This is a genomic window from Mumia xiangluensis (genome assembly GCF_010994095.1).
Taxonomy (GTDB): Bacteria; Actinomycetota; Actinomycetes; order Propionibacteriales; family Nocardioidaceae; genus Mumia; species Mumia xiangluensis.
Map to the genome: position 1 here is coordinate 1085130 of NZ_WJYO01000001.1, position 25918 is coordinate 1111047.

Genomic DNA, 25918 nt, shown 5'->3' on the forward strand with positions numbered 1-25918 from the left:
TCAGGAGCGGCGCTTCTCGGCGGTCGCCTCCTGCAGCCGCTCCGTGTACGGGCGAGTGTCCCCGACGGCGTTGATCGCCCGCCACAGCGCGAACGCTGCGACCAGCACGGCGACGGCGACAGACCACAGCGTGGACGCGCCGAGCGTGAGCGCGAGAGAGCCGAGCACGGCAACGTCCGGTCCACGGACGACGGAGACGATCATCCCGGGCGGCAGTGCACCCATCGGGCTGGTGACGAGCGGACCGTCGAACCGTGGGGCCGCCGAGGCGGCCGAGCGCACGATCCCGCTCCAGATCGCCAGCGTGAGCACGACGACCTCGACCACGGACCCGCCCGGAAGGAGCATCGTGATGCCGACCGACCACAGTGCGGCCACGACACCGCCCGGCACCGCGAGCGCGACGAGGAGGGCGAGGTCGTCGAGCCCGAATGCGCGTCGCAGCCCCGGCGACCGCCAGACGATCCGCAGCGACGCGGTCGTCCACCGCGTGGCCGCGTAGCCGGCGAGCGCCGCGACCAGGACGGCGAGCGACCCGAGGCCGACGGCCGCACCGACCTGGACGACGACCGCGGCGGCCGCCAGGCCGAGGAGCCGGCGCGGCGACCGCGCGAGTCGCATCCCCTCGCGCACGACCACCGCACCGAACCCCCGTCCGAGCCCGCGCCGCGACCTTCGTGCACCCAGCAGCCTGAACCGGCGCGCGGTGAGCAGCTCGCCGACCAACGAGAGGTCGAGCCCGTACGCCGCGCCGGTCAGGCCGGCGACCAGCGCGCCGCCGGGCTCGACGTCGGCGCGGCTCAGCCGGGAGATGCGGCGGGTCGCCAGGACCGCGGCCACGAGGCCCGCGACGACCACGACGCCGGCGACGGCGAGCGACACCGACGCGTCGACCGTGAGCTCCCACGAGAGGCCGTACGCGATAGCGGCGGCGAGCACGAGGGCGCCCAGGAGCAGCGCGTCGCCCGTCACGCCGACGGCACGCCGCAGTCCCGGATGCGGTTGGGCAGCCGTCGCGAGCGCCGTGGTCAGGAGCCCGGTCCCGACGGCACCCACCAGCACTGCGACGATCGTCGCCGGGGACGCGATCGTCCCGGCCAGCGCGACCCCCGGGAACGCCACGCACACCGCGACAGCGACGCCCAGCGCGGCGGCGTACGGCCGTCGGAGCAGCCCGCCGCGCGCGACCGGTGTCGCGAGCACCCACTGGCCGGTCGCGCTGCCGCTGACGACGGGACCGATCGACGCGAGCGCATGGAGGACCGCGCCGACCGTGCCGAGCGCGACCACCACCGGCAGCTCCTCCCGCACGGCAGCGCACCCGGCGGTGGGACACCCCAGAAGCTCATGGTGGACCTGGGCGATCGCGGCGCCGACGACGACCCCGAGCATCGCGAGCGTGAAGAGCGCGACGTAGGCGTCCTCGGCGACCTGCAGCCACGTCTTGTTCGCGTGGGCGCGGCGGGCGCGCGTGAGCTGACGGCGGAATGCACGGACCGACGGGACGGCGGCGGCAGCCGCGACAGTCTCGCTCACGCGCCGAGCTCGAGGACGTCGTCGCCGACGGCAGCGGCGAGGTCGGGGTCGTGGGTGGCCATCACGATCGCCGCACCGGCGCGCTTGTCGGCGGCGAGTCGCTGTGCGAGCCACGCCTGGCCGTCGGTGTCGAGCCGCTGCTCGGGCTCGTCGAGGACCAGCAGCCGGTACGGCCGGACGAACGCCGTCGCCAGCGCCAGCCGCTGGCGCTGTCCCGACGAGAGTGTGCCCGGGAACTGGTCGCGTACGTCGCTGATGCCGACCGCCTCCAGCACCTCGTCGGCCTGCTCGGGCGCCTGCCCGTGGGCGCGGGCGAGCAGGTCGAGGTGCTCGAGGACCGTGAGGTCGGGGAAGAAGTCGAGATCCCCGAGGACGGTCGCCACGTCGGCGCGGAAGCGCGGGTCGGACTCGTCGACGCGACGGCCGTCGAAGGTGACGGTGCCGGAGGTCGGACGCTCGCCCACGAGGCAGCGCAGCAGCGTGGTCTTGCCCGAGCCGTTGGGCCCGCGCAGCACCAGGCAGCGGCCGGCACGGACGTGGAAGGACAGGTGGTCGAAGACGACCCGGTGCCCGTACGCGTGCTCGAGATCGGTGACCGAGACCAGGGACGTGGGCGTCTTCTTCGACTTGCGGCTCACCGCGTCAGTCTGCCACCGCCGTCCGAACCGTCCGCGTGGACCGCGGCTCGACACCCCTGGCGGGGGGTGGCAAGGTGAGCGGACGCTTAGCCCCTGCCTCGAGGAGCCCCGCATGGCCGAGATCCACGGCACGTACGACGACCGCTTCCAACCGCTGGTCGACGAGCTCGCCCGGCGGGTCGACACAGGCCATGAGGTCGGCGCCTCGCTCGCCGTCGTGCAGGAGGGGCGAACCGTCGTCGACGTCTGGGGCGGGCACGCCGACGCCGCGCGGACGACGCCGTGGGTTGAGGACACCATCACGCACGTGTGGTCGTGCACCAAGACCGTCACCGCGCTGGCCGCGCTCGTGCTGCACGAGCGGGGGCTGGTCGACGTCTACGAGAAGGTCTCCGCCTACTGGCCGGAGTTCGCCGCGAACGGGAAGGCTGACGTCGAGGTCCGCCACCTCCTCGCGCACGCGTCCGGAGTCTCGGGGATGGACCAGCCGTGCACGGTCGAGGACCTGTACGACGCTCAGGCCGCGGCGGCGCGGTTCGCGGCGCAGGCGCCATGGTGGGAGCCCGGCACTGCCTCCGGCTACCACGCGATCAACTATGGGCACCTCGTCGGCGAGGTCGTACGCCGCGTCACCGGCCAGTCGCTGGCGGAGTTCGTCGCGGCGGAGATCGCGGGCCCGCTCGGCGCCGACTTCACGATCGGCCTGCCCCGCGACGCGTACCCCCGGGTGAGCCCGATCATCGCCCCGACCGGCGTCGAGATGCCGCCGGGTGTCCAGCCGGGACCTCTCGCGATGCAGACCCTCGGCGGCCCGCCGCTGCACGCGACCGTGGCGCTGACCGACGGGTGGCGCGCCGCCGAGATCGGCGGAGCCAACGGGCACGGCAACGCCCGCTCGCTGGCGCGGATCCAGTCGGCGATCACGAACGGAGGCGTCGTCGGCGGCCACAAGCTGCTGAGCCCGGGGACGATCGACCTGATCTTCGACGAGCAGACCTCGGGCCCCGACCTCGTCCTCGGCGCACCACTGCGCTGGGGGATCGGCTACGCGCTCGTCGACCCGGCGACCCAGCCGTACCTCCCCGAGGGGCGCATCTGCCACTGGGGCGGCTGGGGCGGCTCGTACGTCGTCAACGACCTCGACCGGCAGATGACGGCGACGTACGCCATGAACCGCATGGGCAACGGCCTGCTCGGCTCGCACCGTGGCGCAGGCTACCTGCGCACGCTGTACGCCTGCGTCGACGCCTAGACTCTCACCGTGAGCGCGCCGTACGACGTCCCCGGAGCCACCCACGTCTACTCCGGCAAGGTCCGCGACCTGTACGACCTGCCGAGCGGCAACCTGCTCATGGTCGCCAGCGACCGGATCTCCGCGTACGACCACGCGCTCGACCCGCCGATCCCGGACAAGGGCGAGATCCTCACCCGCATGTCGCTGTGGTGGTTCGACCAGCTCAGCGACGTCGCGCCCAACCACGTGGTCTCCACCGACGTCCCCGAGGTCGTCGCCGGGCGTGGCATCGAGGTCGAGCGGCTCGACATGGTGCAGGTGGAGTGCATCGCCCGCGGCTACCTGACCGGGTCGGGCCTCTTCGACTACCGCGAGTCGGGAGTCGTCTCGGGGATCACGCTCCCCGACGGGCTGACCGACGGGTCGCGGCTGCCCGAGCCGATCTTCACGCCGAGCACGAAGGCGGCGTACGGCGGCCACGACGAGCCCATCTCGTACGAGCAGGTGGCGGGCATGGTCGGCGAGGAGCTCGCCGCGTCGCTGCGCGACCTGACCCTCGAGGTCTACGCCCGCGGCGAGGCGATCGCCCGCGCGAAGGGCATCATCGTCGCCGACACCAAGATCGAGATCGGGGTCCGGGCCGACGGCACCCTGGTGCTGGCCGACGAGCTTCTGACGCCCGACTCGTCGCGGTTCTGGCCCGCCGACCAGTGGGAGCCCGGCCACGCTCAGCCGTCGTACGACAAGCAGTTCGTCCGCAACTGGCTCACCTCGCCGGAGTCGGGCTGGGACCGCGTCTCGGACACCGCGCCGCCGCGCCTGCCCGACGACATCGTCGAGAAGACGCGGGCGCGCTACCTGGAGGCGTACGAGACGCTGACCGGCGAGACCTTCTAGCCGCCGGTCGTCACCCCGATGCGACGCCCGTCACGTGCCGCATGTCACTCTTGGGGAACCCGTACTCGTCGGTAGCCCTGTGGCGGCGCTGGTGCGGAGCCATGACGACCCTTCCTGACAGGAGCATCTTCGGTGAGCAATCTGGCCTCCCTCCTCGAGCGCTCGGCGGCGGAATTCCCCGACCGGACCGCCATCGTCTTCGGCGACATGCGACTGAGCTATCCGCAGGTCGATGCCGCTGCCAACCAGGTCGCGAACCTCCTGGCCTCGCGCGGGATCGGGCACGGCGACAAGGTCGCGCTGGCGTGCCCGAACCTCCCGTACTTCTCGATCGTCTACTACGGCATCCTCAAAGCCGGCGCGACCGTCGTCCCCCTCAACATCCTGCTGAAGGGTCGCGAGGTCGCGTACCACCTCGACGACTCGGACGCTCGTGCCCTCTTCGCCTTCCAGGGCACGCCGGACCTGCCGATCGGCCAGGAGACGTGGGACGGCTTCAACGCCACCGACGGCTGCGAGCACTACTTCCTCATCACCGCCGACCCGACCGCACCGTCCCCGATCGAGGGCGCGGAGACGTTCGCGGCCGCCGTCGGCAACCAGCCGCCGACGCACGAGACGGTGGAGACCGCCGACTCCGACACCGCGGTGATCCTCTACACCAGCGGCACGACCGGCCAGCCCAAGGGCGCTGAGCTGTCGCACTCCAACATGCTGAGCAACGCGCTCGTCGCCGACCGTCTGTTCGGCGCCGACGCGCAGGAGCCGCACACCTACCTCTGCGTGCTGCCGCTGTTCCACTCCTTCGGCCAGACCGTCATCCAGAACGCCGGCTTCGCCTACGGCGGCACCGTCGTGATGCTGCCGCGCTTCGAGGCGAACGCCGCGCTCTCGCTCATCGTCGGCGAGGGCATCACGTTCTTCGCGGGCGTGCCGACGATGTACTGGGGCCTGCTCGGCGGCCTCGAGGGCAGCGACATCACCGCCGAGCAGGTCGGCGCGACGCTCAAGGTCGCGGCCGCGGGCGGTTCGTCGCTCCCGGTCGAGATCATCAAGGAGTTCAAGGCACGCTTCGGCGTCGACATCCTCGAGGGGTACGGGCTCTCCGAGACCTCCCCGGTCGCCAGCTTCGCGCCCCTCGGCGCCGAGCCGCGGCCCGGCTCGATCGGCAAGCCGATCCCGGACGTCGAGATGAAGCTGATCGACCCGGAGTGGAACGAGGTCACCGAGCTCGGCGAGATCGGCGAGATCGCGATCAAGGGCCCGAACATCATGAAGGGCTACTACAACCGGCCCGAGGCGACGGCCGAGGTCATCAAGGACGGATGGTTCCGTTCGGGGGACCTGGGCCGCAAGGACGAGGACGGCTACTACTACATCGTCGACCGCGCCAAGGACATGATCATCCGCGGTGGCTTCAACGTGTACCCGCGCGAGCTCGAGGAGGTGCTGATGACCCACCCGGCGGTCTCGCTGGTCGCGGTCATCGGCGTCGCTCACGACAGCCACGGCGAGGAGGTCAAGGCCGTCGTCATCAAGAACCCCGGCGACGAGACCACCGAGGAGGAGCTGGTCGCGTGGGCCAAGGAGCAGATGGCGGCGTACAAGTACCCGCGCATCGTCGAGTTCCGTGACTCCCTGCCGATGACCGCCACGGGCAAGATCCTCAAGCGCGAGATCTGACGTCGAGACGGGATTCCGGCGGCAGGTAGACTTTCCGCCGGAATCCCGTCCCGCCTCCCAAGGAGTGCCATCGTGGCTCGTGTCGTCGTCGACGTCATGCCCAAGCCGGAGATCCTCGACCCCCAGGGCAAGGCCGTTCACGGCGCGCTCGACCGCCTCGGCTTCGGTGGAGTGGCCGACGTCCGCCAGGGCAAGCGGTTCGAGCTCGAGGTCGAGGGCGAGATCACCGAGGAGCGGCTCGCCGAGATCCGCAACATCGCCGAGACCCTCCTCTCCAACCCCGTGATCGAGGACTACGCGGTCCGAGTCGACGAGTCCGTCAGCGCCGAGGGCGGCGCGGCGTGAAGGTCGGCGTCGTCACCTTCCCCGGGTCGCTCGACGACGTCGACGCCCAGCGCGCCGTACGCCTCGCCGGAGCAGAGCCGGTCGCGCTCTGGCACGGCGACCACGACCTGCGGTCGGTCGACGCGGTCGTCCTGCCGGGCGGCTTCTCGTACGGCGACTACCTCCGCTGCGGAGCGATCGCGCGGTTCGCGCCGGTGATGACCGAGGTCGTCGCCGCAGCCCACGGCGGCATGCCGGTGCTCGGCATCTGCAACGGGTTCCAGATCCTGTGCGAGTCCCACCTGCTCCCCGGTGCGCTGATCCGCAACGACCACCGCAAGTTCGTGTGCCGTGACCAGCGTCTGCGCATCGACAACGCTGCCACCGCCTGGACGAGCAGCTACGAGGCCGGCGACGAGATCGTCGTCCCGCTCAAGAACGGCGAAGGCGGCTTCGTGGCGGACGAGTTCACGCTCGACCTCCTGGAGGGCGAGGGCCGTGTCGTCGCGCGCTACCTCGACGACAACCCCAACGGGTCGCTGCGCGACATCGCCGGCATCACCAACGAGCGCGGCAACGTCGTCGGTCTCATGCCGCACCCCGAGCACGCCGTCGAGGACCTGTGCGGTCCTGGCACGGACGGGCTCGGCTTCTTCACGTCGGTGCTCAGCGCCCTCGTGAAGTAGCCGCCGAAAGCACCCCCCGTACGAAGGAGCCCCCATGGTCGAGTCAGTCGTCGACGTCCACGACAACACCGAGGATCAGCGCTACGACCTGATGGTCGACGGCGACCTCGGCGGCACGATCGTCTACCGCGATCCTCGTCCCGGTGTCCGGCAGCTGGTGCACACCGAGGTACGCCCCGAGCTGGGCGGACGCGGGCTCGCGGGCGTGGTCGCCAAGGCGGCGCTCGACGACATCCGCGCCAAGGGCTGGCAGGTTGTCCCGACCTGCCCGTACGTCGCCTCCTACATCGAGAAGCACCCCGAGTACGCCGACCTCGTCGCCGGCGGCTGACCTCTTTCGACCCCTCGAGTAGCGCACCTCGCCCAGCCGGGTGAGGATCGAGACGACCCCCGGCTCGGCTTCGTTCGTCAGCAGGGGTTCTCGTGGTCGCAAAGCTCGTGACGTGGTCGATCACCGTGTCGGCCGTGGCTGCACTCAGCCTCGTCGGGGGCGCGGGGAAGGGGCCGGCTGATGATCCAGCGGAGACTCTGGAACGCATGCTGGTGGCGATCGGCAGCGGCGAGTACGCGGTGGCGTGCGAGATGACGGTCATCGACGGGACACCGGTTGAGGACGCCGACGCGACCGGGTGCGCGGAGCGCCTGCGGATCTTCGCCGAGGGTATGAGCCCGTCGGACCTGGGCCGTCTCAGAGAGGTCGAGGTCGAGCCGGTCTCGGCCTCCGGGTCGACGATCGCGATCACCGGGTCGCGGGTCGCGGGGGCGCCCGCAGCGTACGCCCAGTCGGTCTTCGACCTCGTCCGCCTGAACGGCAAGTGGTACGTGGTGGGCACATGAGCGCGCACGCCGGCTCTGGGCGGCGGCGTGGCACGGTGCCGGTCGTCGTCGCGATGGTGGTGGTCGGGCTGGGCGTGGCCCTCTTGTCACTCACGACGAGCACCGGATCGTCCGGGCTCCCGGCGCGCCCGAGCGCGGCGGCGGCCGAGAGCTGGTCGGGATCGCCGTCGGAGACGCTCGAGCGGATGCTGAGGGCGCTGGGCACGGGCGAGGTGGAGGCTGCGTGCAGCGTGGCCGCACCCGACGGTTTCCCGATCACCACGATCTCCGGCCAGCGGCGCTGTCAGCGTGAGCTCCGCGCGAAGCTCGACGACCTCGACCCGCGGCTCCTCGAGGCCTACCGCGACATCGAGGTCCGCGGGGCGACGGTCGAGGGCAACAGCGCGACGGTGCGTCCGCACCAGGTCGTCGGGGCGCCCGTCGCGATGCTGAACGCAGTCTTCGTGCTCGTCGAGGCGGGCGACTCCTGGTACGTCGTGGTCTGACGGGACTGAAGCGGCGCCTCGGTTTCGGGGCCCGCCCGTGATGGTCCATGCTGGTGGGCGTGTTCGTCCGTTCCCCGCGCCTGCCCCGGAGCGTAGGTCTGCTCGGCCCCGCGTTCGTGGCAGCCATCGCGTACGTCGACCCCGGCAACGTCGCCACCAACGTGACGGCGGGGGCGACGTTCGGCTACACCCTGGTCTGGGTGGTCGTGCTGGCGAACGCGATGGCCGTCGTCGTCCAGTACCTGTCGGCGAAGCTCGGCATCGTCACCGGCCAGTCGCTCGCCACGCATGTGGGGGAGGCGCTCCCGCGGCCCGCGCGGATCGCGTACTGGCTCCAGGCCGAGGCCGTGGCCGTGGCGACGGACATCGCGGAGGTCGTCGGTGGCGCCGTGGCGCTGTACCTGCTGTTCGACCTCCCGCTCGTCGCCGGCGCCCTCGTGACGGTGGCCGTCTCGATGCTCGTGCTCCGTATCGGCGACCGGTTCGGCCAGAGCACGCTCGAGCGGGTCGTCATCGGCTTCCTGCTGCTCATCGCGGTGGGGTTCACGGCCGGACTCTTCGTGGCGCCGCCCGACCCCGGGGCCACCATCGAGGGCCTGGTGCCCCGGTTCGACGGGGCGGAGAGCGTCCTGCTGTCCTCGGCGATCATCGGTGCGACCGTGATGCCGCACGTGATCTACCTGCACTCCGGGCTGACCGCGGGACGCCTCGGCGAACGGGGGGTCCGCCGATCGATCCCGGACCTGCTGGCGGCGACGCGCGTCGACGTCGTGGTCGCGCTGGTGGTGGCCGGCACGCTGAACCTCGCCCTGCTGCTCACAGCCGCGTCGAGCCTGTCCGGCCAGGACGGCACCGCGACCCTCGCCGGTGTGCACGCCCTGATGACGTCCGAGCTCGGCGCGGGTGTCGCGCTGCTGTTCGCCGTCGCGCTGCTCGGGTCCGGCCTCGCGTCGACGTCGGTAGGCTGCGCCGCGGGCGCCGAGGTGATGCAAGGGCTGCTGCGGGCGCGCGTCCCGATCCTCGTACGCCGCGTGGTGACCGTGATCCCGGCGCTCGTCGTCCTCGTGATGGGCATCGAGCCGTCGCGCGCGCTCGTGGTGTCGCAGGTCGTGCTCTCGGTCGGGATCCCGTTCGCCCTGATCCCGCTGCTGATCCTGACGGCCAAGCGGTCGGTGATGGGGGAGGACGTCAACCGACCAGTCACGACGGTGGTCGCCGCCGCGATCGCGGGCGTCGTCATCGCCCTCAACGTCGCGCTGCTGGTGCTCACGTTCGCCTGAGCGTCTCGTCGGCGGCGACGCCTAGGGTGGTCAGCATGGACCAGCGCATCAGCTTCCTCACGCTCGCCGTGGGCGACGTCGCCCGCAGCCGTGCCTTCTTCGTGGACGGGCTCGGGTGGGAGGAGAGCCTATACGTCCCGGGCGAGGTCCTCATGCTCGCGGTCGGCGAGCACGTGGTGCTGTCGTTGTGGGACCGTGCCGCGTTCGAGGAGGAGGTCGGTCCGATCGCGACGGGCCCGGGGCTCGCGCCGATGACGATCGCCCACAACGTGGCGAGCCCCGCCGAGGTCGACGCCGTCCTCGCCGTGGCTGCCGCCGCGGGAGCGACGGTGCGGTCGCCGGGGACGCAGCGGGAGTGGGGCGGCTACAGCGGCTACTTCCTCGACCTCGACGGATTCGCCTGGGAGATCGCCTTCAACCCAGGCCCCATCGGTGCCTCCGTCCTGCCTTGACGGCTCAGTTAGGGTTGCCTGATATGAGCACGACGACGCAGCCCCCGACGTCCACGGCGAAGGCTCGCCGTAGCCCGATCAAGTTCGAGGTGGTCTCGAGCGAGCGGCTCACGCGTCACATGCAGCGCGTGGTGCTCTCCAGCCACCAGTTCGACGAGTTCGCCCGGAAGTTCGGCGGATTCACGGACTCCTACGTGAAGCTCGTGTTCCTCGCCGACGGCTTCGACTACCCCGACCCGCTCGACCTCGACTTCGTCCGCGAGGAGTTCCCGAGCGAGGCGCAGCCGGTCGTCCGCACCTACACGCTGCGGGCGATCGACCTCGTCCACAGCCGCATCACGCTCGACTTCGTCGTCCACGGAGACACCGGCGTCGCCGGGCCCTGGGCGAAGCGCGCCAAGGTCGGTGACGTCATCCACCTCAACGGCCCTGGCGGCGCCTACGCTCCGGATCCCGCCGCGCCGTGGCACCTGCTGGCCGGCGACGAGGCCGCACTCCCGGCTGTGCTCGCGGCGCTCGAGGGCATGCCGGCCGGAGCTCGCGTGCATGCGTTCGTCGAGGTCGACGGTCCCGAGGACGAGCAGCCCGTCGTGTCGGAGGCTGACGTGACGATGACCTGGCTCCACCGCGACGGCGCGCCGGCCGGTTCGACGACGCTGATCGCCGATGCCGTCCGCGGCCTCGACTGGCTCCCGGGCGAGCCGCAGGTGTTCGTGCACGGCGAGTCCGGGCTGCTCAAGCAGCTCCGTGCCTACTTCCTCACCGAGCGCGGCATCCCGCGCGACCGGCTCTCGCTGTCCGGCTACTGGCGCCGCGGCGAGACCGAGGAGGGCTTCCGCGCCTGGAAGAGCGCGCAGACGCCGGCGTAGGTCTCGATACGCGGGCTCGTTCCTCGCCCGCTACTCGACCGGCGGAAGGGTGCGGGCTCGTTCCTCGCTCGCTACTCGACCGGCGGAAGACGCGGGCTCGTTCCTCGCCCGCTACTCGACCGACGGAAGACGCGGGCTCGTTCCTCGCCCGCTACTCGACCGGCGGAAGGGTGCGGGCTCTCGTCGACCGGCGGAAGACGCGGGCTCAGAAGTAGTCGACCATGAACGGCGTCGCTGCGAACGCCGCGTCGATGCGCGCATCCGTCTCTGGGTCTCCGCCCTCGGCGAGGCCCGACCGGCGCAGCGTCGCGAGCGGCGTGCCGGCGTACACCGCTGCCGCGCCGCGGGGCCCCAGGGCCACCCCGTCGCCGAGCTCGGTGCGCTCCAGCCGGCCGGCGCCGTCGGACACGATCAGCGTGTAGGCGCCCGACCCGGCTGCGTCGAGCGGGTCGTTCAGCGTCAACGGGACCTCGATCTCGAGACCGGGCGGGAATCCTCGCGCGGCGATCGCAGCGGGCGCGTCGACGAGGCGGAGCATCCACCACTGGGTCGCCCGCGTCGTGATCACGTTGTCCGGGATCATCCACCACACGGGGTCGTGAGGCGCGAGGGCGACGCGGACGGTCGAGAGCACCGACGAGCCTGACCCGACGATCCGCCACAGCGCGCGCAGCGTGGACTCCGACGTGGCGGCGATCGTCTGGACGTCGAAGCGCTCCCTGCCGAACGAGTACGACAGGACGCCGTCGTCGGCGACGTAGGTGAGGATCTCGTCGTCCTCGAGGTCGTGCGCGATCTCGACCGGTTCCCAGTCGAACGGCCCGCAGTCGCGGGCGTGCGCTGCCGTCGCGCCGATCAGGCGGGCGATCTCGGCAGCGTCGTCGGGGCCGCCGCGACGGAGCGGCACGTCGGGACCGGACAGCCGGCGGAGCGTGTCGGTCGAGATCTCCACGACGTGCCGGGCGCCGGCGACCTCGTATCCGACGGCCCGGTACGGGGCGGTGGTGGCCGGATACAGCGCGGACAAGGGAAATCCGAGTTCACGCGACCGCTCGAGGATGCCCTGCATGAGCGCCGACCCGACGCCGCTGCCACGGTGCTCGGGAGCCACCACGACCCCGCCGATCCCGGCCATGGGGACCCGGCGACCCGCCCACCACTGGCCGAAGCTGTTGATCCGGGCTGTGGCGACGACTGCCCCGTCCACGTAGGCGGCGAGCACCCGCTTCCCGTCGATCGAGCGCTGCACCATCGCCTTCCACTGCTCGACGTCGCCCCCCGAGATCGGGCCGAACGAGCGGGAGCGGACGTCGAGCGCGGGGTCGAGGTCGTCGGGCGACAGGTCACGGATCTCCATCGCTCGACCGTAGTGGCAGGTCGGGTTACGGTCGAAGGGATTCTCGGAACTCCGTACGACACGCGAGGAGCCCGTGATGGCCAACAGCATCGTCCACTTCGAGATCCCGTTCGCCGACGGTGACCGTGCGCGGTCGTTCTATCGCGACGCGTTCGACTGGGAGGTCGCTGAGATGCCGGACCTCGACTACACGATGGTCGTCACCGGCCCGGTGGGCGACGACCAGATGCCGAGCAGCCCGGGATACATCAACGGCGGCATGTTCCAACGGACGGAGCCGTTCACGGGACCGTCCCTGACGATCGCCGTCGACAGCATCGACGAGACGATCGCCAAGCTCGAGTCGCTGGGTGCGACCGCGGTCGGCAAGAAGGAGGCCGTCGGCGACATGGGCTACGCCGCCTACTTCAAGGATCCGGAGGGCAACGTGATGGGCCTCTGGGAGAACGCGACACCGACAGGATGAGCGCGCACCTCATCGAAGTCACCTCCACCGACAACGTGGAGGGTGAGGCCTACGACGCCGGAGTCTCGATCATCCAGGAGGACACCGACGTCGTGGGGAGCGGGCCGCGGCTGCACCAGCACCCGTACGCCGAGACGTTCGTCATCCACGCCGGGAGCGCCCTGTTCACGGTCGCGGGCGAGGAGGTCGTCGGCCGGGCGGGCCACGTGCTCGTCGTGCCCGCGAACACTCCGCACAAGTTCTCGGTGCTTCCGGGCGGCTACCGTGCCACGCACATCCATGCGAGCCCGACCTTCGTCACGGAGTGGCTGGAGTAGGGGGCCTTCGGAGGCGCCGACTACCCTGGTGTCGTGACCGACGCGCCTGCCGCCACCGCCCCGCCCGCCAAGTTCCGCCTCGACACCGTCGAGCACGCCGACGCGACCCCGGACCACGAGCAGCCTTGGGCCGACCTGGGCCTGAAGGCCGACGAGTACGCCCGGATCCGCGAGATCCTGGGCCGCCGGCCCACCGGGGCGGAGCTCGCGATGTACTCGGTTATGTGGAGCGAGCACTGCTCCTACAAGTCGAGCAAGGTGCACCTCAAGAAGTTCGGCGAGCTCCCGCAGGAGACGCCGCTGGGCAAGACGCTCGCCGGGATCGGTGAGAACGCCGGCGTGATCGACGTCGGGCAGGGCTACGCGGTCACCTTCAAGGTCGAGTCGCACAACCACCCGAGCTACGTCGAGCCCTACCAGGGCGCTGCCACCGGTGTCGGCGGCATCGTCCGCGACATCCTCGCGATGGGCGCCCGCCCGGTCGCCGTGATGGACCCGCTGCGCTTCGGCCCGCTGGACGCACCCGACACGAAGCGCGTGATGCCGGGGATCGTCGCCGGAGTCGGCGGCTACGGCAACTGCCTCGGCCTGCCCAACATCGGGGGCGAGGTCGTCTTCGACGAGACCTACCTCGGCAACCCGCTCGTCAACGCGCTGTGCGTGGGCGTCCTGCGCCACGAGCAGCTGCACACCGCCCACGCGTCGGGCGAGGGCAACCAGGTCGTCCTGTACGGCGCGCGCACCGGCGGTGACGGCATCGGCGGCGTGTCGGTGCTGGCGTCGGAGACCTTCGACGCTGAGGGCCCGGCGAAGCGGCCGAGCGTCCAGGTCGGCGACCCGTTCATGGAGAAGCTCCTGATCGAGTGCACGCTGGAGCTGTTCGACGCCGAGGTCGTCGCCGGCATCCAGGACCTCGGCGGGGCCGGCCTCTCGTGCGCGACGAGCGAGCTCGCCAGCGCGGGGGACGGCGGCATGCACGTCGAGCTCGACACGGTCCCGCTGCGCGACTCCACGCTCTCGCCCGAGGAGATCCTCATGAGCGAGTCGCAGGAGCGGATGATGGCGGTCGTCGAGCCTCGGCACCTCGACCGCTTCATGGAGATCTGCGCCAAGTGGGACGTGGAGGCGACGGTCGTCGGCGAAGTCACCGAGACGGGCCGTCTGGTGATCGACTGGCACGGCGAGACCGTCGTCGACGTGCCCCCGCGCTCGGTCGCGCACGACGGCCCGACGTACGAGCGGCCGTACGCCCGCCCGGACTGGCAGGACGCTCTCCAGGCCGACACGACGGCCTCCCTCGCGCGTCCGGCGAGCGGCGACGAGCTCCGTACGACGCTGCTCGACGTGCTGAGCTCGCCGAACCAGGCGGACAAGTCGTGGATCACCGACCAGTACGACCGCTACGTCCGCGGCAACACCGTTCTCGCGCAGCCTGAGGATGCCGGCGTCATCCGCATCGACGACGACACCAACCTCGGTGTCGCCGTGTCGACCGACTGCAACGGGCGGTTCGCCAAGCTCGACCCGTACGCCGGCGCGCAGCTGGCGCTCGCCGAGTCGTACCGCAACGTCGGTGTCTCGGGCGGCCTCCCGCTCGCGGTCACCGACTGCCTGAACTTCGGCTCGCCCGAGGACCCGGCGGTGATGTGGCAGTTCGAGCGGGCCACCGCTGGCCTCAAGGACGCCTGCGCGGTGCTCGGCATCCCCGTGACCGGCGGCAACGTGTCGTTCTACAACCAGACCGGCGAGACCGCGATCCTGCCGACGCCCGTGGTCGGGGTGCTCGGCGTCGTCGAGGACGTCACCAAGCGCATCAAGCAGGGCTTCCGCGCGGATGGCGACGTCGTGCTCGTCCTGGGCACGACGCGCGACGAGCTCGACGGCTCGGCGTGGTCGCAGGTCGCGCACCAGCACCTCGGCGGGGTTCCGCCGCAGGTCGACCTGGCGGCCGAGAAGGCGCTGGCGGACCTGATGGTGGAGGTCGCCAAGCAGGGTCTCGCGACGGCCGCCCACGACCTGTCCGACGGTGGTCTCGCGATTGCGCTCGCCGAGGCGTCCATCCGCAACGGCGTCGGCGCGAGGGTGGCGTTCGAGGGCGCTGGGCTCGACAGGAACGTGTTCGAGGCGCTCTTCTCCGAGTCGGCCGCACGGGCGCTCGTCACCGTCGCAGCCTCGGACCTACAGGGCTTCACGGCGCTCGCCGCCTCGTACGGGGTGCCGGTCACTCGGATCGGGACGACCGGTGGCGACGCTCTCGCCGTCGAGGGGCAGTTCTCGATCCCGGTCACGGAGCTCCGAGACCGCTGGACCGCGACGATCCCGGCGGTCATGGGCGCCTGATCCTTCATCGTGCAGGATCGGTGCCACAGGCTGACACCGATCCTGCACGTTCACGCGCCGTCCACGATCGCGCAGTCAGGGGAGGCGCAACGCTCTGGCTCTCCGGTCCACCCGTGCTGCTGAAGGATCAGCGCGAGCTTCGCCGCCGTACGGCACGGCCAGCGAAACACCTGGCCCCAACCCAGCCTCGCGGTGGGGCGCCCCTCGACGAGGACGTCGAGGTGACGGTCGAGATCGCTGTCGCGCTGCGTGGCGCTCTCGTGGTAGATCCGGCCGTCGAGCTCGACGACGAGCAATCGAAGGTCCGCGTCGCGATAGACCGTCCCCTCGCTCCCCACCGCCTTCAGCTGTCGGCGTGCAGCGGGGAGTCCGTGCGGGTGTTCGACCCGGCGCAGGTATCCGTGCTCGAGAACCGAATGCGTCCCTGAGGCGATGTCGGCGAGCACGGCCCGGAACCAACGGCGCCGCCTGACCCGAGCTCGCCGGCGCATCACGGACAGGATGCGGTCGGCGGTGGTCCGCCGGCTCGCGCACGCCCGCGCGAGCACGGCGACGCCGTCGATCTTGTCGTCGCACTCGGTCGCCAGGTCGAGGACTGCCTCCTCGTAGTGCAGCCGGGGTGGAGACCGGTTCCACGACACCATCGTCTCGAGGTCCTTGCGACGCGTCACGCGAAGCCCTGGCTGCTTCGCGACATCACGGCGTCGGTCGATGGCGACCTCGACGACGTCGTCTGCGGTGGAGTCGAGGCGTACCCGCTCGGCGGCCCGGATCGCGGACTCGCCCGACAACGCCGCCGGCCATGCGTACAGCACAGCCCCCCACGCCCGCTGCCTCCACGTCGCTGCGCCGGTGTGGTCGAGGTACACGCCCGGAAAGAGTGGGCTCAACTCACGTCGCCTCAGCATCCGCCGGATGTGGTGCGGCCGCAGCCCGACGTCCAGCAGCTGTCGGCGCGCGATCACCCCAGACTGCTGGGCGAGCATCTCGTCCCATGGTTGCACCGCACCAGCGTGCTCCGGGCGGTCGCCGTCGCGCGTGCCTCGTCCACAGGCTTCATCGTGCAGGATCGATGCCACCATTCGGCACGGATCCCGCACGATCGAGCAAGGCAGCAGACCCCTAGGCTGGCACCGTGTTCCCGACCCGCGCGTACGCCCGTGACGCGGAGGCCATCGTCGCTCTGCGTGACGACCTCGCGCGGTGGCAGGTCGCGTCCGGGCTCGTCCAGTGGCAGCCCGGTGAGGTGACCCCCGACCAGGTGCGCGAGCAGATCGCGGACCAGCAGTGGTGGCTCCTGCGCGACGACGGCGCGATCAGCGCGACGGTGCGCGTGCTGGAGGCCGACCCGCGGATCTGGGACGACCTCGTGGCGCCGGAGGACGCTGACGCGCTGTACGTCCACGGGCTGATGGTGCGCAGGACCCACCGCGGCCGCGGGCTCGGGACGGTGATGCTCGACTGGGTGGCGGAGCGGGTGCGCGACGCCGGTCGTACGATCCTGCGGCTCGACTGCGCGGCCGCCAACCCGTCCTTGCGGGCCTACTACGCCGGGCTGGGGTTCACCGAGCGCGGCGTCCGCGAGTTCGACCCGCCGTGGCGGCCGCTCGTCCGTCTCGAGAAGTCGGTCGGCTGACCGAGGTCGTCAGCGGGTCGCGCCTGCGAGGTTGTCGTCGTCCCCGGCCGCCAGGTAGGTGCCGTGCCCCTCGACGACGAGCCCGTCACGCAGGTGCAGCACCTCGTTGACGAGCCCGCCCTTCTGGTTGCGGTAGTTGATGACGACGGTGTCGAGCCCGGCATAGACCCCGACGACCTCGAACCGCAGGTCGGGGATGCGCCGCAGCCCCTCGGTCCAGTACGCGCGCAACGCGTCCTTGCCGCGCAGCACGCCGTCGCTGTCGTCGAGGAGCTGGGCGGCGACCGGCGACGTGAAGACGACGTCGTCGGCGAAGTGGGCGAGCACGGCTTCGACGTCGTGGGCGTTCCAGGCGTCACGCCACTGGACGGCGAACGACTGCGGATCCGATCGCATACGGCAACCCTAGTGAGCCGCTGCGACAGCGTGCCACACTCCGTCCCATGAGGACACCGTGGTCGCGTCGTGCGCTCGGATCAGCTGAGGACCGGGCGACGTACGAGACTCTGCACACGGCCTCGCAGGCGGCGCCCGCACTCCGCCGTGGGCTGACCGAGGACAGCGCGTCGGCGGCTCTGAAGCACCTGAGGACCCTGCTCGGCGTGTCGTCCGTCGCCCTCACCGACACCGAGCGGATCCTCGCCACCGAAGGCACGCGCGAGCGCCGATCGGATGCGATGGAGCTTGCCCGGCAGGCGATCGCAGCTGGGACGACGCAGGCGTTCAGCACCCCGCATGCGCACTACCCGTACGCGATCGTGGCCCCGCTGACCGTCGAGGACGCCGTGGTCGGTGCGGTGGTGGTGAGGTCGGCGACCAGGTCGGCGGGTCTGGCGCGGGCGACGACCGAGGTCGCGCGGTGGGTGTCGGGCCAGCTCGAGCTTGCCGAGCTGGACAAGTCCCGTACGGCGCTGATGGAGGCCGAGCTGCGAGCGCTGCGGGCCCAGATCTCGCCTCACTTCATCTACAACTCGCTGGGCGCGATCGCCTCGTTCGTCCGTACCGACCCGGAGCGTGCCCGCGAGCTCCTGCTCGAGTTCGCGGACTTCACCCGCTACTCGTTCCGACGGCACGGCGAGTTCACGACGCTCGCCGACGAGCTGCAGTCCATCGAGCGCTACCTGGTGCTGGAGAAGGCCCGCTTCGGCGACCGGCTGAACGTCACGGTGCAGGTGGCGCCCGAGGTGCTGGCGGTGACGCTGCCGTTCCTGTCGATCCAGCCGCTGGTCGAGAACGCCGTACGGCACGGGCTGGAGAGCAAGGCAGGTGGCGGCAAGATCGTGGTGATCGCCCTCGACGCCGGGACGGAGGCGGTGATCACGGTCGAGGACGACGGGATCGGCGAGGACCCGGACCGGGTACGCCGCATCCTCGCCGGCGACGGACCAACCGACTCCGTCGGCCTCGGCAACGTCGACGAGCGGATGCGCACCGTCTACGGGAACGCCTACGGGATCGTGGTCGAGACCGCGCCGGGTGCCGGGACCAAGGTGACGGTCCGGGTCCCGAAGTACGCGCCCGGCGCCGCCCTCTGACGTAGCCGAGCGGGTCGGCGGTGTGACGGGGGCCACAGGCGCCGCCTAGACTCAGGCGCCATGGGCCTGAACGTACTCGTTGCCGACGACGAGCAGCCCGTCCTGGACGAGCTGGTCTACCTGCTCGACCGCGACGAGCGGATCGACCACGTGACCGCCGTGACGTCAGGTGCTGACGTGCTTCGGGCGCTGGAGGCCGACGAGGCCGCGGTCGACGCCGTCTTCCTCGACATCGCGATGCCTGCCCTCTCCGGACTCGAGGTCGCCCGGGTGCTCGCACGGTTCCGCAACCAGCCGAAGGTCGTCTTCGTGACCGCCCACGAGGACCATGCGGTCGACGCCTGGGACCTCGATGCCGTCGACTACGTGCTGAAGCCGGTGGCGGAGGACCGTCTGCGTGAGTCGGTCCGCCGCGTCCTGGGGGCCCGTCCCGCAGATCCGCGCGACGTCGACGCCGACGAGGTCGTCGCCGTCGAGCTCGCGGGAGTGACACGGTTCGTCCCGCGCAGCAGCGTGGCCTACGTCGAGGCGCAGGGTGACTACGTCCGGCTCCACACGGTGAGCGGCGACAGTCACCTTCTCCGTACGCCGCTGGTGACGCTCGAGCACGACTGGGCCGATGCCGGGTTCGTCCGTATCCACAGGAGCCTCCTCGTCGACTCCGCACGGGTACGAGAGGTCCGGATGCTCGGCGGCCGGTGCACGATCCTCGTGGACGTGGGCGGCTCGTCGTACGTCGAGCTCCAGGTCGCTCGCCGTCACACCCGCGACCTGCGCACCCTCGTCCAGCAGCGCGCACGCACCGTCGGAAGCTGACGTGGCCGAGTCCGACCAGCCACCTCCGCGGGCCAGGGTCCGGGTCACCAGCCCGCACACGACCCTGCGTCCGCACCGGCGGCGTACGGTCGTGCAGGAGATCGACGAGGAGACCGAGATCGGTGAGGTCTACATGCGGTCGCTGATCCGGTCGCAGCTGCGTCTGGCGCTCATCGTGTCCGTCGTCGTCGCGCTGCTCGTCGGCGGGCTGCCGATCCTGTTCGTCCTCGTCGACCTCGACGCTCTGCAGGTCGGCCCGGTGCCGCTGCCGTGGTGGATCCTCGGCGCGGCGGTCTATCCGGTGCTGTTCGTCATCGGATGGGTGTTCGTCGCCGCGTCCGAGCGCAACGAGCGCGCGTTCAGCGACCTCGTCGAACGGCCCTGAGCTGGCAGGACCTGCCCGTGAACACGACGTACTCCGCCATCGCCGTCGCTGCTGTCGCGCTCGCGACGCTCGGGATCGGCCTGTTCGGGCTGCGGTTCAGCCGGACCACGTCGGACTTCTTCGTGGCGTCGCGTTCGGTGAGCCCGTTGTGGAACTCCTCGGCGATCGGCGGCGAGTACCTCTCCGCCGCGTCGTACCTCGGCATCGCCGGACTGATTCTCACCTTCGGCGCCGACATGGTGTGGTTCCCGGTCGGGTGGACCGCGGGTTACCTCGTGCTGCTGGCGTTCGTCGCCGCTCCGCTGCGTCGTTCCGGCGCGTACACCCTTCCCGACTTCACGCAGATGCGTGTGCAGTCGACCGCTGCGCGCGGGGTCGCGTCGATGCTCGTCGTGGTGATCGGCTGGCTCTACCTGATGCCGCAGTTCCAAGGCGCGGGCCTGGTGCTCCACACCGTCATCGGCGCACCTGCGTGGGTCGGGTCGGTCCTGGTGGCGGTCATCGTCGTCATCAACGTCGTGTCGGGCGGCATGCGCAGCATCACGTTCGTGCAGGCCTTCCAGTACTGGTTGAAGCTGACCGCGCTGCTCGTGCCGCTCGTCTTCCTGCTGCACGCGTGGACGGAGGACGGACGCCCGACGCCGAGCGACGCCGGTGCGTCCGCAGCGTGGCTGTCGCCGGTCGCTGCGGACACGGGTCTCGGCCTCTCGATGTACGCGACGTACTCGCTGATCTTCGCCACGTTCCTCGGCACGATGGGCCTTCCGCACGTGGTGGTCCGCTTCTACACCAACCCGGACGGGCGGGCGGCGCGCCGGACGACGCTGCTGGTCCTCGCCCTGCTCGGCGTCTTCTACCTGATGCCCACGGCGTACGGCGTCATCGGCCGTGTGTACGCGGGCGACCTCGTCGACACGGGCGAGACCGACATCGTGGTGCTCGAGCTGCCGATGCGGATGATCGGCGGCACGCTCGGCGAGGTCCTGGGTGCCCTGCTGACCGCGGGCGCCTTCGCGGCGTTCCTGTCGACGTCGTCCGGCGTGACGATGTCCCTCGCCGGCGTGCTCGCGCAGGGGCCGTTGGCGAGACGTGTCCTCGGTCCGGTGGCCGGCCTGCGGGTCGGTGCGGCGTTGGGGATCCTCGTCCCGCTCGGGCTCGCGCTCGTGTCCGGCCGGATCGCGGTGGCGAGCTCGGTCGGGTTCGCCTTCGCGGTCGCCGCATCGACGTTCTGCCCGCTGCTCGTGCTGGGCATCTGGTGGCCGCGGTTGACGGCTCCCGGGGCGATCGCCGGCATGCTCGCGGGCGGGTTCGGGGCCGGGGGTGCCGTCGTCGCTGCGATCGTCCGTGGCAGCGACGAGGGCTGGCTCGACCAGCTGCTCTCTCGTCCTGCCGCATGGTCGATGCCGCTGGCGCTCGCCACCATGGTGCTGGTCTCGCTGGCGACGCAGAGCCGGCGCCCGTCGAACGTCCGGCGAACGATGGTCCGGCTCCACTCGCCCGAACGTCTTCGCCTCGACCGGGCCGACGCCGACGGCATCAGCCGACCGGACCCTCCCCGAGGGTGACGAGCTCCTGGTGACTCTGCCCAGCGGCGTCGATCCAGGACAGCGTCACGCTGTCGCCCGCGTCGTGGGTGTCGATCGCCCGGGAGAGCGCGTCCGACGAGGTGACCGCCGCGCCGTCCAGCGCCGCGATGGTGTCGCCTGCGACGAGCCCGGCCGTTGCTGCTGCGGAGCCGTCGACGGTGCCGGCGATCACGACGCCGGACGTCGCGGAACCCGGCAGCGTGGAATCGCCGTCAGGGTCGCGCGGGACGACGGCGCTCGCCGTGTTGGCGAGCGTGACGCCGAGGAAGGCGGTGGCGCCGATCTCGACCGTTCCGCTCTCCTGTCCAGAGCTGATCTGCGTGACGATCCGCAGCGCCGAGGCGATCGGGATCGCGTACGCCGTCACGTCGGCCGCGCCGCTCGATGCTGCGGTGTCGATGCCGACCACCTCGCCGTCGTCGTCGTACAGCGGACCACCCGAGTCGCCGGAGACGATGTCGGCATCGATCTCGATGAGGTTGGTCAGGCTCTCGGAGCCGCCCTGCTCGTCGGACACCGTGATCGACTGGTGGAGTGCTGTCACGGTCCCTGCGGCGGCGCTGGCGTCGGAGGCGCCCCCGGCGTTGCCGACGCCGACGACCGCGTCGCCGACCTCGACGGCCTCGTCGGTGTCGGTGGTGACCGTGCGGAGGTCCGAGGCGCCCTTCAGCCTCAGGAGTGCGACGTCGGTCGCGGCGTCGTACCCGACGACCTCCGCCTCGTACGTCGCTCCGGTCGAGGCGATCTCGACCTCGATCTCCGTCGCGCCCTCCACGACGTGGTGGTTCGTGAGGATCTCGCCGTCCGACGTCAGCACCACGCCGGTCCCGGCAGCTTCGCCGGAGCCGTAGTCGAGGGTCGTCGTGATGTAGACCAGACCGACCTTCTGGGCGGCGGTGGCGCGGGTGGTCTCGTCCTGTGTCGTGTCGGCGCCGCCGTACGCGCCGTCGTACGGCTCGCCGTACGGGGACGACCACGGGTCGGTGACCGCGGCCGTCCCCCTCGCCGGAGGTGCAGCAGAACCGAGAGCGGCCGCGGACGCGTACCCGACACCGAAGGTGCCGAGCACGGCCGCGGCCGCGAGACCGGCGATGCCGGTGCGTACGAGGGTGCGAGTCGCGGAACGCCGTGCCCTGAGGTGGGTGGGCTGCGTGGCCTGGGGTGAAGTCATCGTGTCCATGACCTCAGTCCAACGCCGCCACCTGGGTGAAGCCTGTGGGCGTCCTGTGGACCCGCGAAGGGTTGGTCAGCGGCTGCGACGCCCGGCCTGCGCCGAGAACGCCGCGGCACCGCCGCGCGACGACGAGCCGCTGCCGGTGCGCGTCGAGGAGCCGCCGCCGTTGCCGCCGGAGCGACGCCCGCCGGTCGACTGGCCGCTCGACTGTCCCGGGCCGCCGGCGCTGCCCGCGCCGCTGCCACGACGCCGGTTGCGCGAGCGGTTGCCGCTGCGGGCGACGTCGCCGCTCTGGCCGCGACCCTGACCGCCGCCGTTGCCGCGACCGCGACCGCCCTGGCCGCGACCGCCCTGCCCGCTGGACGCCGCAACGGCGAGCTCCGGCGGTGCTGCGACGCGCTCGGCCTGCGGGCCGACGAGCGTGTGGACGATCTCGGCGCCGGGCGCCACGTCGTGGTCGGTCGGCTTGATCTTGGCCGCACGCATGAGCGTCTTGACGTCGCGGCGCTGATCAGGGGTCGCGACGGTCACGACGACGCCCGAGGCGCCGGCCCGAGCCGTACGGCCGGAGCGGTGCAGGTACGCCTTGTGCTCGGTCGGCGGGTCGACGTGCACGACGAGCGAGACGTCGTCGACGTGGATGCCGCGCGCCGCGATGTCGGTCGCGACGAGGACGCGCACGACGCCGTCGGAGAATGCCGAGAGATTGCGCTGGCGCGCGTTCTGGCTCAGGTTGCCGTGCAGGTCGACGGCCGGGATGCCGGAGGCGGTGAGCTTCTTGGCGAGCTTCTTCGCCGAGTGCTTCGTCCGCGTGAAGGCGAGAGTCTTGCCCTGGCCGCCGACGAGCTCGCTGACGAGTGCCTGCTTGTTGTCGTGGCTCACCGAGAGCACGTGGTGCTCCATGTCCGGGACGTGCGACGTCGCCTCGTCGACCGAGTGGGTCACCGGGTTGTGGAGGTAACGCTTCACCAGCGTGTCGATGCCGTTGTCGAGCGTCGCCGAGAACAGCAGGCGCTGCGCGTCGCGAGGGGTCTTGTCGAGGATCCGCTTGACGCCCGGGAGGAACCCGAGGTCGGCCATGTGGTCCGCCTCGTCGAGGACGGTGACCTCGATGTCGCTGAGGTTGCAGTGGCCCTGGCCCATCAGGTCCTCGAGCCGGCCCGGCGTCGCGACGACGACGTCGACGCCGTTGCGGAGCTTGGTGACCTGCGGGTTCTGGCCGACGCCGCCGAAGATCGTCATCGTGCGCAGCTGCATCGCCTGGGCGAGCGGCGCGAGCGTCTCGAGGACCTGGGTCGCAAGCTCGCGGGTCGGGACGAGGATCAGCGCGCGGGGGTGACCGGACCGGCGACGGCGGCCGGTGGCGGCGAGGACGGCGAGCGTCGGGAGGCTGAACGCGACGGTCTTGCCGGAGCCCGTACGGCCGCGGCCGAGGACGTCACGTCCGGCGAGGGAGTCAGGCAGCGAGGCCGCCTGGATGGGGAAGGGGGTGGTGATGCCGCGCTCCGAGAGGGAGGCAACGAGAGGTGCGGGCACGCCGAGATCGGCGAAGGTGGGCACAGAGGTGTCCTTCGTATCGTGGGGATGGCCGTGATTGCATCCACTCACGAATGAGGACGGGGAGGGCGCAAGGTGCGCGCCGCTCAAGCAGACGACCGCGGACGCAGGGTGCGTCCTGGCTCCACAGTACGGGTCAGGTGGTCGTTGCGACGAATCCAGTGGCCGTGATCACACCGCTGACGGCAGGGGCCGATGCTCAAACCGTGATGCCGTGGATCCGGCGATCCCCTAGATTGCGGCGCATGGGCATGACGGCCCGCGTGATCCACGGAGACGGGCCGACCACCGTGCCCCGCCCGCCGTACGCGCGCCTGCCCGTTCTCTCGGCCGCGGCGACGCTCGCGGTGGTTCTCCTCGTCACCGCGAACCAGTACGGGTTCCACCGCGACGAGCTCTACTTCCGGATGCTCGACCCTGCGTGGGGCTACGTCGACCAACCGCCGTTGATCCCGCTGCTCGCCAACGCGATGACGGAGCTGATCGCCGACGAGCCGTGGGCCGTACGCCTGCCGGCCATCGTGGCCGTCGTTGCCGCGACCCTCGTCGCGGCGGCCATCACGCGCGAGCTCGGTGGTGGCGCGCTCGCCCAGGGACTGTGTGCGTGGACCTTCGCGTTCGCGTCGTTCCCGCTGGTGGCGGGCCATGTGCTCGTGACCACCTCGACCGACCTGCTGGCCTGGCTGCTCGCCTCGTGGTTCGCGTGCAAAGCATTGCTGCGCGGCGACGAGCGGTGGTGGATCGCCGTCGGTGCGGTGGTCGGACTCGCCACGTACGGGCGGTTGCTGATCCCGTGGTGGGTGCTCGGGATGGTGGTGGGCTTCCTGCTGGTCGGGCCACGCCGCCCGTTGCGCTCACGCTCCTTCTGGGTCGGAGGCGTGATCGCCGCCGTCGTCGCGCTGCCGAACCTCGTCTACCAGGTCGTCAACGGCTTCCCGCAGCTCGACATGGGTGCCGCCCTCGCGGAGAACAACGCCGACGAGGTCCGCGTGATGATGTGGCCGTTCCTGTTCATCCTGCTGCCGGCGGTCTGGGTCGTCGGAGCTGTCGCGCTCTGGCGGCGGCCCGCGTGGCGTCCGCTCCGCGCGTTCCTCGTCGCCTTCGTGGTGGTCGTGGTCCTGACCTTCGTCGGAGGGGCGCAGTTCTACTACCCGGTCGGCCTGCTCGCTGTGCTGTTCGCCGCCGGCTGGGTGCCGACGGCGGCATGGCTCGCACGCTCGTCGACCGCCGTACGCGCAGGGATCGGGGCCTTGCTCGTCGTGTACGTCGTGGTGTCCGTCGTCGTGTCGCTCCCGGTGATCGGGGTCGGCACGCTCGGGAGCACGCCGGTCCCCGGGATCAACCAGGCTGCCGCGGACCAGGTGGGGTGGCCGGCGTACGTGCGGCAGGTCGCCGCCGTGTGGGACGGGCTGTCCGAGGACGAGCGGAAGGACGCTGTCGTCATCACGTCCAACTACGGCGAGGCCGGGGCGATCGACCGGTACGGTCCCGCGCTCGGCCTGCCCACGCCGTACAGCGGGCAGAACGCCCTCCACGACCAGGCCCGCCCACCCGACAGCACGCAGACGGTCGTCTTCGTCGGCGGTCAGTACGGCTTCGCGCGCACGCTGTTCGAGGAGTGCGAGGTGCGCGACCGGCTGCGCAACGGCGTCGACGTCGACAACGAGGAGGAAGGGGTCCCTGTCGCGGTGTGCCGCGGTCCGCTGCGCCCGTGGCCGGGGCTCTGGGACGACCTGCGGCACCTGGACTGAGCGGCACCGGTGTGGCCGTTCGTCGCGTCGCGGCGACCGTTCGTCGTCGGCGACGCGCCGCACGCCGACCGCGTTGG

At 71.3% G+C, this 25918-nt stretch carries 27 protein-coding genes; 20 read left to right on the plus strand and 7 right to left on the minus strand.

Features of this window, described 5'->3' with window-relative positions; genetic code table 11:
- Together GH747_RS04975 and ccmA are read right to left on the minus strand one after the other, a co-directional pair.
- Nucleotides 1-1536, minus strand: coding sequence for a DUF6297 family protein (locus GH747_RS04975; protein ID WP_149768401.1), 1536 nt, complete (start codon nucleotides 1534-1536; stop codon nucleotides 1-3).
- The gene (gene ccmA / locus GH747_RS04980) at nucleotides 1533-2174 is read right to left on the minus strand and encodes a heme ABC exporter ATP-binding protein CcmA (RefSeq protein WP_228552776.1); all 642 of its coding nucleotides are present in this window, start codon (nucleotides 2172-2174) and stop codon (nucleotides 1533-1535) included. Before ccmA ends, GH747_RS04975 begins: the two co-directional genes overlap by 4 nt.
- A 112-nt stretch (nucleotides 2175-2286) precedes the next feature.
- Between ccmA and GH747_RS04985 the strand changes: the two genes are divergently transcribed.
- From GH747_RS04985 to GH747_RS05035, 11 genes are all read left to right on the plus strand, one after another.
- Nucleotides 2287-3426, plus strand: coding sequence for a serine hydrolase domain-containing protein (locus GH747_RS04985; protein ID WP_149768403.1), 1140 nt, complete (start codon nucleotides 2287-2289; stop codon nucleotides 3424-3426).
- 9 nt (nucleotides 3427-3435) lie between these two features.
- On the plus strand, nucleotides 3436-4305 hold the full coding sequence (locus tag GH747_RS04990; protein WP_149768404.1) for a phosphoribosylaminoimidazolesuccinocarboxamide synthase: 870 nt from the start codon (nucleotides 3436-3438) through the stop codon (nucleotides 4303-4305).
- Between the two features lie 132 nt (nucleotides 4306-4437).
- Nucleotides 4438-5988: a long-chain-fatty-acid--CoA ligase gene (locus GH747_RS04995; RefSeq protein WP_149768405.1), complete on the plus strand. Its 1551-nt coding sequence runs from the start codon at nucleotides 4438-4440 to the stop codon at nucleotides 5986-5988.
- A gap of 72 nt (nucleotides 5989-6060) precedes the next feature.
- Nucleotides 6061-6333 carry a phosphoribosylformylglycinamidine synthase subunit PurS gene (gene purS, locus GH747_RS05000; RefSeq protein WP_149768406.1) on the plus strand — a complete coding sequence of 91 codons (273 nt, stop codon included), beginning with the start codon at nucleotides 6061-6063 and terminating at the stop codon, nucleotides 6331-6333.
- A complete protein-coding gene (gene purQ, locus GH747_RS05005) occupies nucleotides 6330-6998 on the plus strand; it encodes a phosphoribosylformylglycinamidine synthase subunit PurQ (protein ID WP_149768407.1) in 669 nt (222 codons plus the stop codon). The genes purS and purQ overlap by 4 nt, the downstream gene beginning before the upstream one ends.
- Before the next feature lie 34 nt (nucleotides 6999-7032).
- The gene (locus GH747_RS05010; RefSeq protein ID WP_149768408.1) at nucleotides 7033-7329 is read left to right on the plus strand and encodes a GNAT family N-acetyltransferase; all 297 of its coding nucleotides are present in this window, start codon (nucleotides 7033-7035) and stop codon (nucleotides 7327-7329) included.
- A gap of 92 nt (nucleotides 7330-7421) precedes the next feature.
- Nucleotides 7422-7835: a hypothetical protein gene (locus GH747_RS05015; protein WP_149768409.1), complete on the plus strand. Its 414-nt coding sequence runs from the start codon at nucleotides 7422-7424 to the stop codon at nucleotides 7833-7835.
- Nucleotides 7832-8320, plus strand: coding sequence for a hypothetical protein (locus tag GH747_RS05020; RefSeq protein ID WP_149768410.1), 489 nt, complete (start codon nucleotides 7832-7834; stop codon nucleotides 8318-8320). Before GH747_RS05015 ends, GH747_RS05020 begins: the two co-directional genes overlap by 4 nt.
- Nucleotides 8321-8379: 59 nt before the next feature.
- Nucleotides 8380-9600, plus strand: a complete 1221-nt coding sequence (locus GH747_RS05025; protein WP_228552777.1) for an Nramp family divalent metal transporter — start codon at nucleotides 8380-8382, stop codon at nucleotides 9598-9600.
- Nucleotides 9601-9635: 35 nt separating this feature from the next.
- Nucleotides 9636-10052: a VOC family protein gene (locus tag GH747_RS05030; RefSeq protein ID WP_149768412.1), complete on the plus strand. Its 417-nt coding sequence runs from the start codon at nucleotides 9636-9638 to the stop codon at nucleotides 10050-10052.
- Between the two features lie 23 nt (nucleotides 10053-10075).
- Nucleotides 10076-10921, plus strand: a complete 846-nt coding sequence (locus GH747_RS05035) for a siderophore-interacting protein (protein ID WP_149768413.1) — start codon at nucleotides 10076-10078, stop codon at nucleotides 10919-10921.
- Between the two features lie 205 nt (nucleotides 10922-11126).
- On the opposite strand, the gene GH747_RS05040 is transcribed toward GH747_RS05035, so the two are convergent.
- Nucleotides 11127-12278 carry a GNAT family N-acetyltransferase gene (locus GH747_RS05040; protein WP_163695296.1) on the minus strand — a complete coding sequence of 384 codons (1152 nt, stop codon included), beginning with the start codon at nucleotides 12276-12278 and terminating at the stop codon, nucleotides 11127-11129.
- 76 nt (nucleotides 12279-12354) lie between these two features.
- On the opposite strand from GH747_RS05040, the gene GH747_RS05045 reads away from it, so the two are divergent.
- The 3 genes from GH747_RS05045 to purL are packed head-to-tail and all read left to right on the plus strand — an operon-like array spanning nucleotide 12355 to nucleotide 15401.
- On the plus strand, nucleotides 12355-12744 hold the full coding sequence (locus GH747_RS05045; protein ID WP_149768415.1) for a VOC family protein: 390 nt from the start codon (nucleotides 12355-12357) through the stop codon (nucleotides 12742-12744).
- The gene (locus tag GH747_RS05050; protein WP_149768416.1) at nucleotides 12741-13061 is read left to right on the plus strand and encodes a cupin domain-containing protein; all 321 of its coding nucleotides are present in this window, start codon (nucleotides 12741-12743) and stop codon (nucleotides 13059-13061) included. The genes GH747_RS05045 and GH747_RS05050 overlap by 4 nt, the downstream gene beginning before the upstream one ends.
- Before the next feature lie 33 nt (nucleotides 13062-13094).
- The gene (purL, locus tag GH747_RS05055) at nucleotides 13095-15401 is read left to right on the plus strand and encodes a phosphoribosylformylglycinamidine synthase subunit PurL (protein WP_149768417.1); all 2307 of its coding nucleotides are present in this window, start codon (nucleotides 13095-13097) and stop codon (nucleotides 15399-15401) included.
- A 50-nt stretch (nucleotides 15402-15451) separates the two neighbouring features.
- Here the strand turns inward: purL and GH747_RS05060 are convergent, their stop codons facing one another.
- On the minus strand, nucleotides 15452-16405 hold the full coding sequence (locus GH747_RS05060) for a type IV toxin-antitoxin system AbiEi family antitoxin domain-containing protein (RefSeq protein WP_205602762.1): 954 nt from the start codon (nucleotides 16403-16405) through the stop codon (nucleotides 15452-15454).
- A 131-nt stretch (nucleotides 16406-16536) separates the two neighbouring features.
- Between GH747_RS05060 and GH747_RS05065 the strand changes: the two genes are divergently transcribed.
- The gene (locus tag GH747_RS05065; RefSeq protein ID WP_149768418.1) at nucleotides 16537-17037 is read left to right on the plus strand and encodes a GNAT family N-acetyltransferase; all 501 of its coding nucleotides are present in this window, start codon (nucleotides 16537-16539) and stop codon (nucleotides 17035-17037) included.
- 9 nt (nucleotides 17038-17046) lie between these two features.
- Here GH747_RS05065 and GH747_RS05070 read toward each other — a convergent pair whose 3' ends face one another.
- Nucleotides 17047-17433, minus strand: a complete 387-nt coding sequence (locus GH747_RS05070; protein WP_149768419.1) for a nuclear transport factor 2 family protein — start codon at nucleotides 17431-17433, stop codon at nucleotides 17047-17049.
- A gap of 47 nt (nucleotides 17434-17480) precedes the next feature.
- On the opposite strand from GH747_RS05070, the gene GH747_RS05075 reads away from it, so the two are divergent.
- The 4 genes from GH747_RS05075 to GH747_RS05090 are packed head-to-tail and all read left to right on the plus strand — an operon-like array spanning nucleotide 17481 to nucleotide 21338.
- Complete coding sequence (locus tag GH747_RS05075; RefSeq protein ID WP_149768420.1) at nucleotides 17481-18572, plus strand: sensor histidine kinase; 1092 nt, start codon at nucleotides 17481-17483, stop codon at nucleotides 18570-18572.
- A 60-nt stretch (nucleotides 18573-18632) separates the two neighbouring features.
- Complete coding sequence (locus tag GH747_RS05080) at nucleotides 18633-19388, plus strand: LytR/AlgR family response regulator transcription factor (RefSeq protein WP_149768421.1); 756 nt, start codon at nucleotides 18633-18635, stop codon at nucleotides 19386-19388.
- Between the two features lies 1 nt (nucleotide 19389).
- Nucleotides 19390-19773, plus strand: coding sequence for a hypothetical protein (locus GH747_RS05085; RefSeq protein WP_149768422.1), 384 nt, complete (start codon nucleotides 19390-19392; stop codon nucleotides 19771-19773).
- 17 nt (nucleotides 19774-19790) lie between these two features.
- On the plus strand, nucleotides 19791-21338 hold the full coding sequence (locus tag GH747_RS05090) for a sodium/solute symporter (RefSeq protein WP_149768423.1): 1548 nt from the start codon (nucleotides 19791-19793) through the stop codon (nucleotides 21336-21338).
- On the opposite strand, the gene GH747_RS05095 is transcribed toward GH747_RS05090, so the two are convergent.
- On the minus strand, nucleotides 21310-22539 hold the full coding sequence (locus GH747_RS05095) for a S1C family serine protease (protein ID WP_205602764.1): 1230 nt from the start codon (nucleotides 22537-22539) through the stop codon (nucleotides 21310-21312). The two genes, GH747_RS05090 and GH747_RS05095, sit on opposite strands and share 29 nt — an antisense overlap.
- A 66-nt stretch (nucleotides 22540-22605) precedes the next feature.
- Entirely contained in the window at nucleotides 22606-24093 is a 1488-nt protein-coding gene (locus GH747_RS05100) for a DEAD/DEAH box helicase (RefSeq protein ID WP_149768424.1), read from the minus strand.
- 242 nt (nucleotides 24094-24335) lie between these two features.
- On the opposite strand from GH747_RS05100, the gene GH747_RS05105 reads away from it, so the two are divergent.
- Complete coding sequence (locus tag GH747_RS05105; RefSeq protein ID WP_163695297.1) at nucleotides 24336-25841, plus strand: glycosyltransferase family 39 protein; 1506 nt, start codon at nucleotides 24336-24338, stop codon at nucleotides 25839-25841.
- The last annotated feature ends 77 nt before the right edge of the window (nucleotides 25842-25918 follow it).

Bases quoted from the DNA above. Each gene is read 5' to 3' on its own strand.
- GH747_RS05105 (WP_163695297.1), top strand. From the start codon at position 24,336: ATGGGCATGACGGCCCGCGTGATCCACGGAGACGGGCCGACCACCGTG.
- GH747_RS04985 (WP_149768403.1), top strand. From the start codon at position 2,287: ATGGCCGAGATCCACGGCACGTACGACGACCGCTTCCAACCGCTGGTC.
- GH747_RS05020 (WP_149768410.1), top strand. From the start codon at position 7,832: ATGAGCGCGCACGCCGGCTCTGGGCGGCGGCGTGGCACGGTGCCGGTC.
- GH747_RS05010 (WP_149768408.1), top strand. From the start codon at position 7,033: ATGGTCGAGTCAGTCGTCGACGTCCACGACAACACCGAGGATCAGCGC.
- GH747_RS05040 (WP_163695296.1), bottom strand. From the start codon at position 12,278: ATGGAGATCCGTGACCTGTCGCCCGACGACCTCGACCCCGCGCTCGAC.
- GH747_RS05080 (WP_149768421.1), top strand. From the start codon at position 18,633: ATGGGCCTGAACGTACTCGTTGCCGACGACGAGCAGCCCGTCCTGGAC.
- GH747_RS05070 (WP_149768419.1), bottom strand. From the start codon at position 17,433: ATGCGATCGGATCCGCAGTCGTTCGCCGTCCAGTGGCGTGACGCCTGG.
- GH747_RS05075 (WP_149768420.1), top strand. From the start codon at position 17,481: ATGAGGACACCGTGGTCGCGTCGTGCGCTCGGATCAGCTGAGGACCGG.
- GH747_RS05050 (WP_149768416.1), top strand. From the start codon at position 12,741: ATGAGCGCGCACCTCATCGAAGTCACCTCCACCGACAACGTGGAGGGT.
- GH747_RS05045 (WP_149768415.1), top strand. From the start codon at position 12,355: ATGGCCAACAGCATCGTCCACTTCGAGATCCCGTTCGCCGACGGTGAC.
- GH747_RS05035 (WP_149768413.1), top strand. From the start codon at position 10,076: ATGAGCACGACGACGCAGCCCCCGACGTCCACGGCGAAGGCTCGCCGT.
- GH747_RS05030 (WP_149768412.1), top strand. From the start codon at position 9,636: ATGGACCAGCGCATCAGCTTCCTCACGCTCGCCGTGGGCGACGTCGCC.
- GH747_RS05095 (WP_205602764.1), bottom strand. From the start codon at position 22,539: ATGGACACGATGACTTCACCCCAGGCCACGCAGCCCACCCACCTCAGG.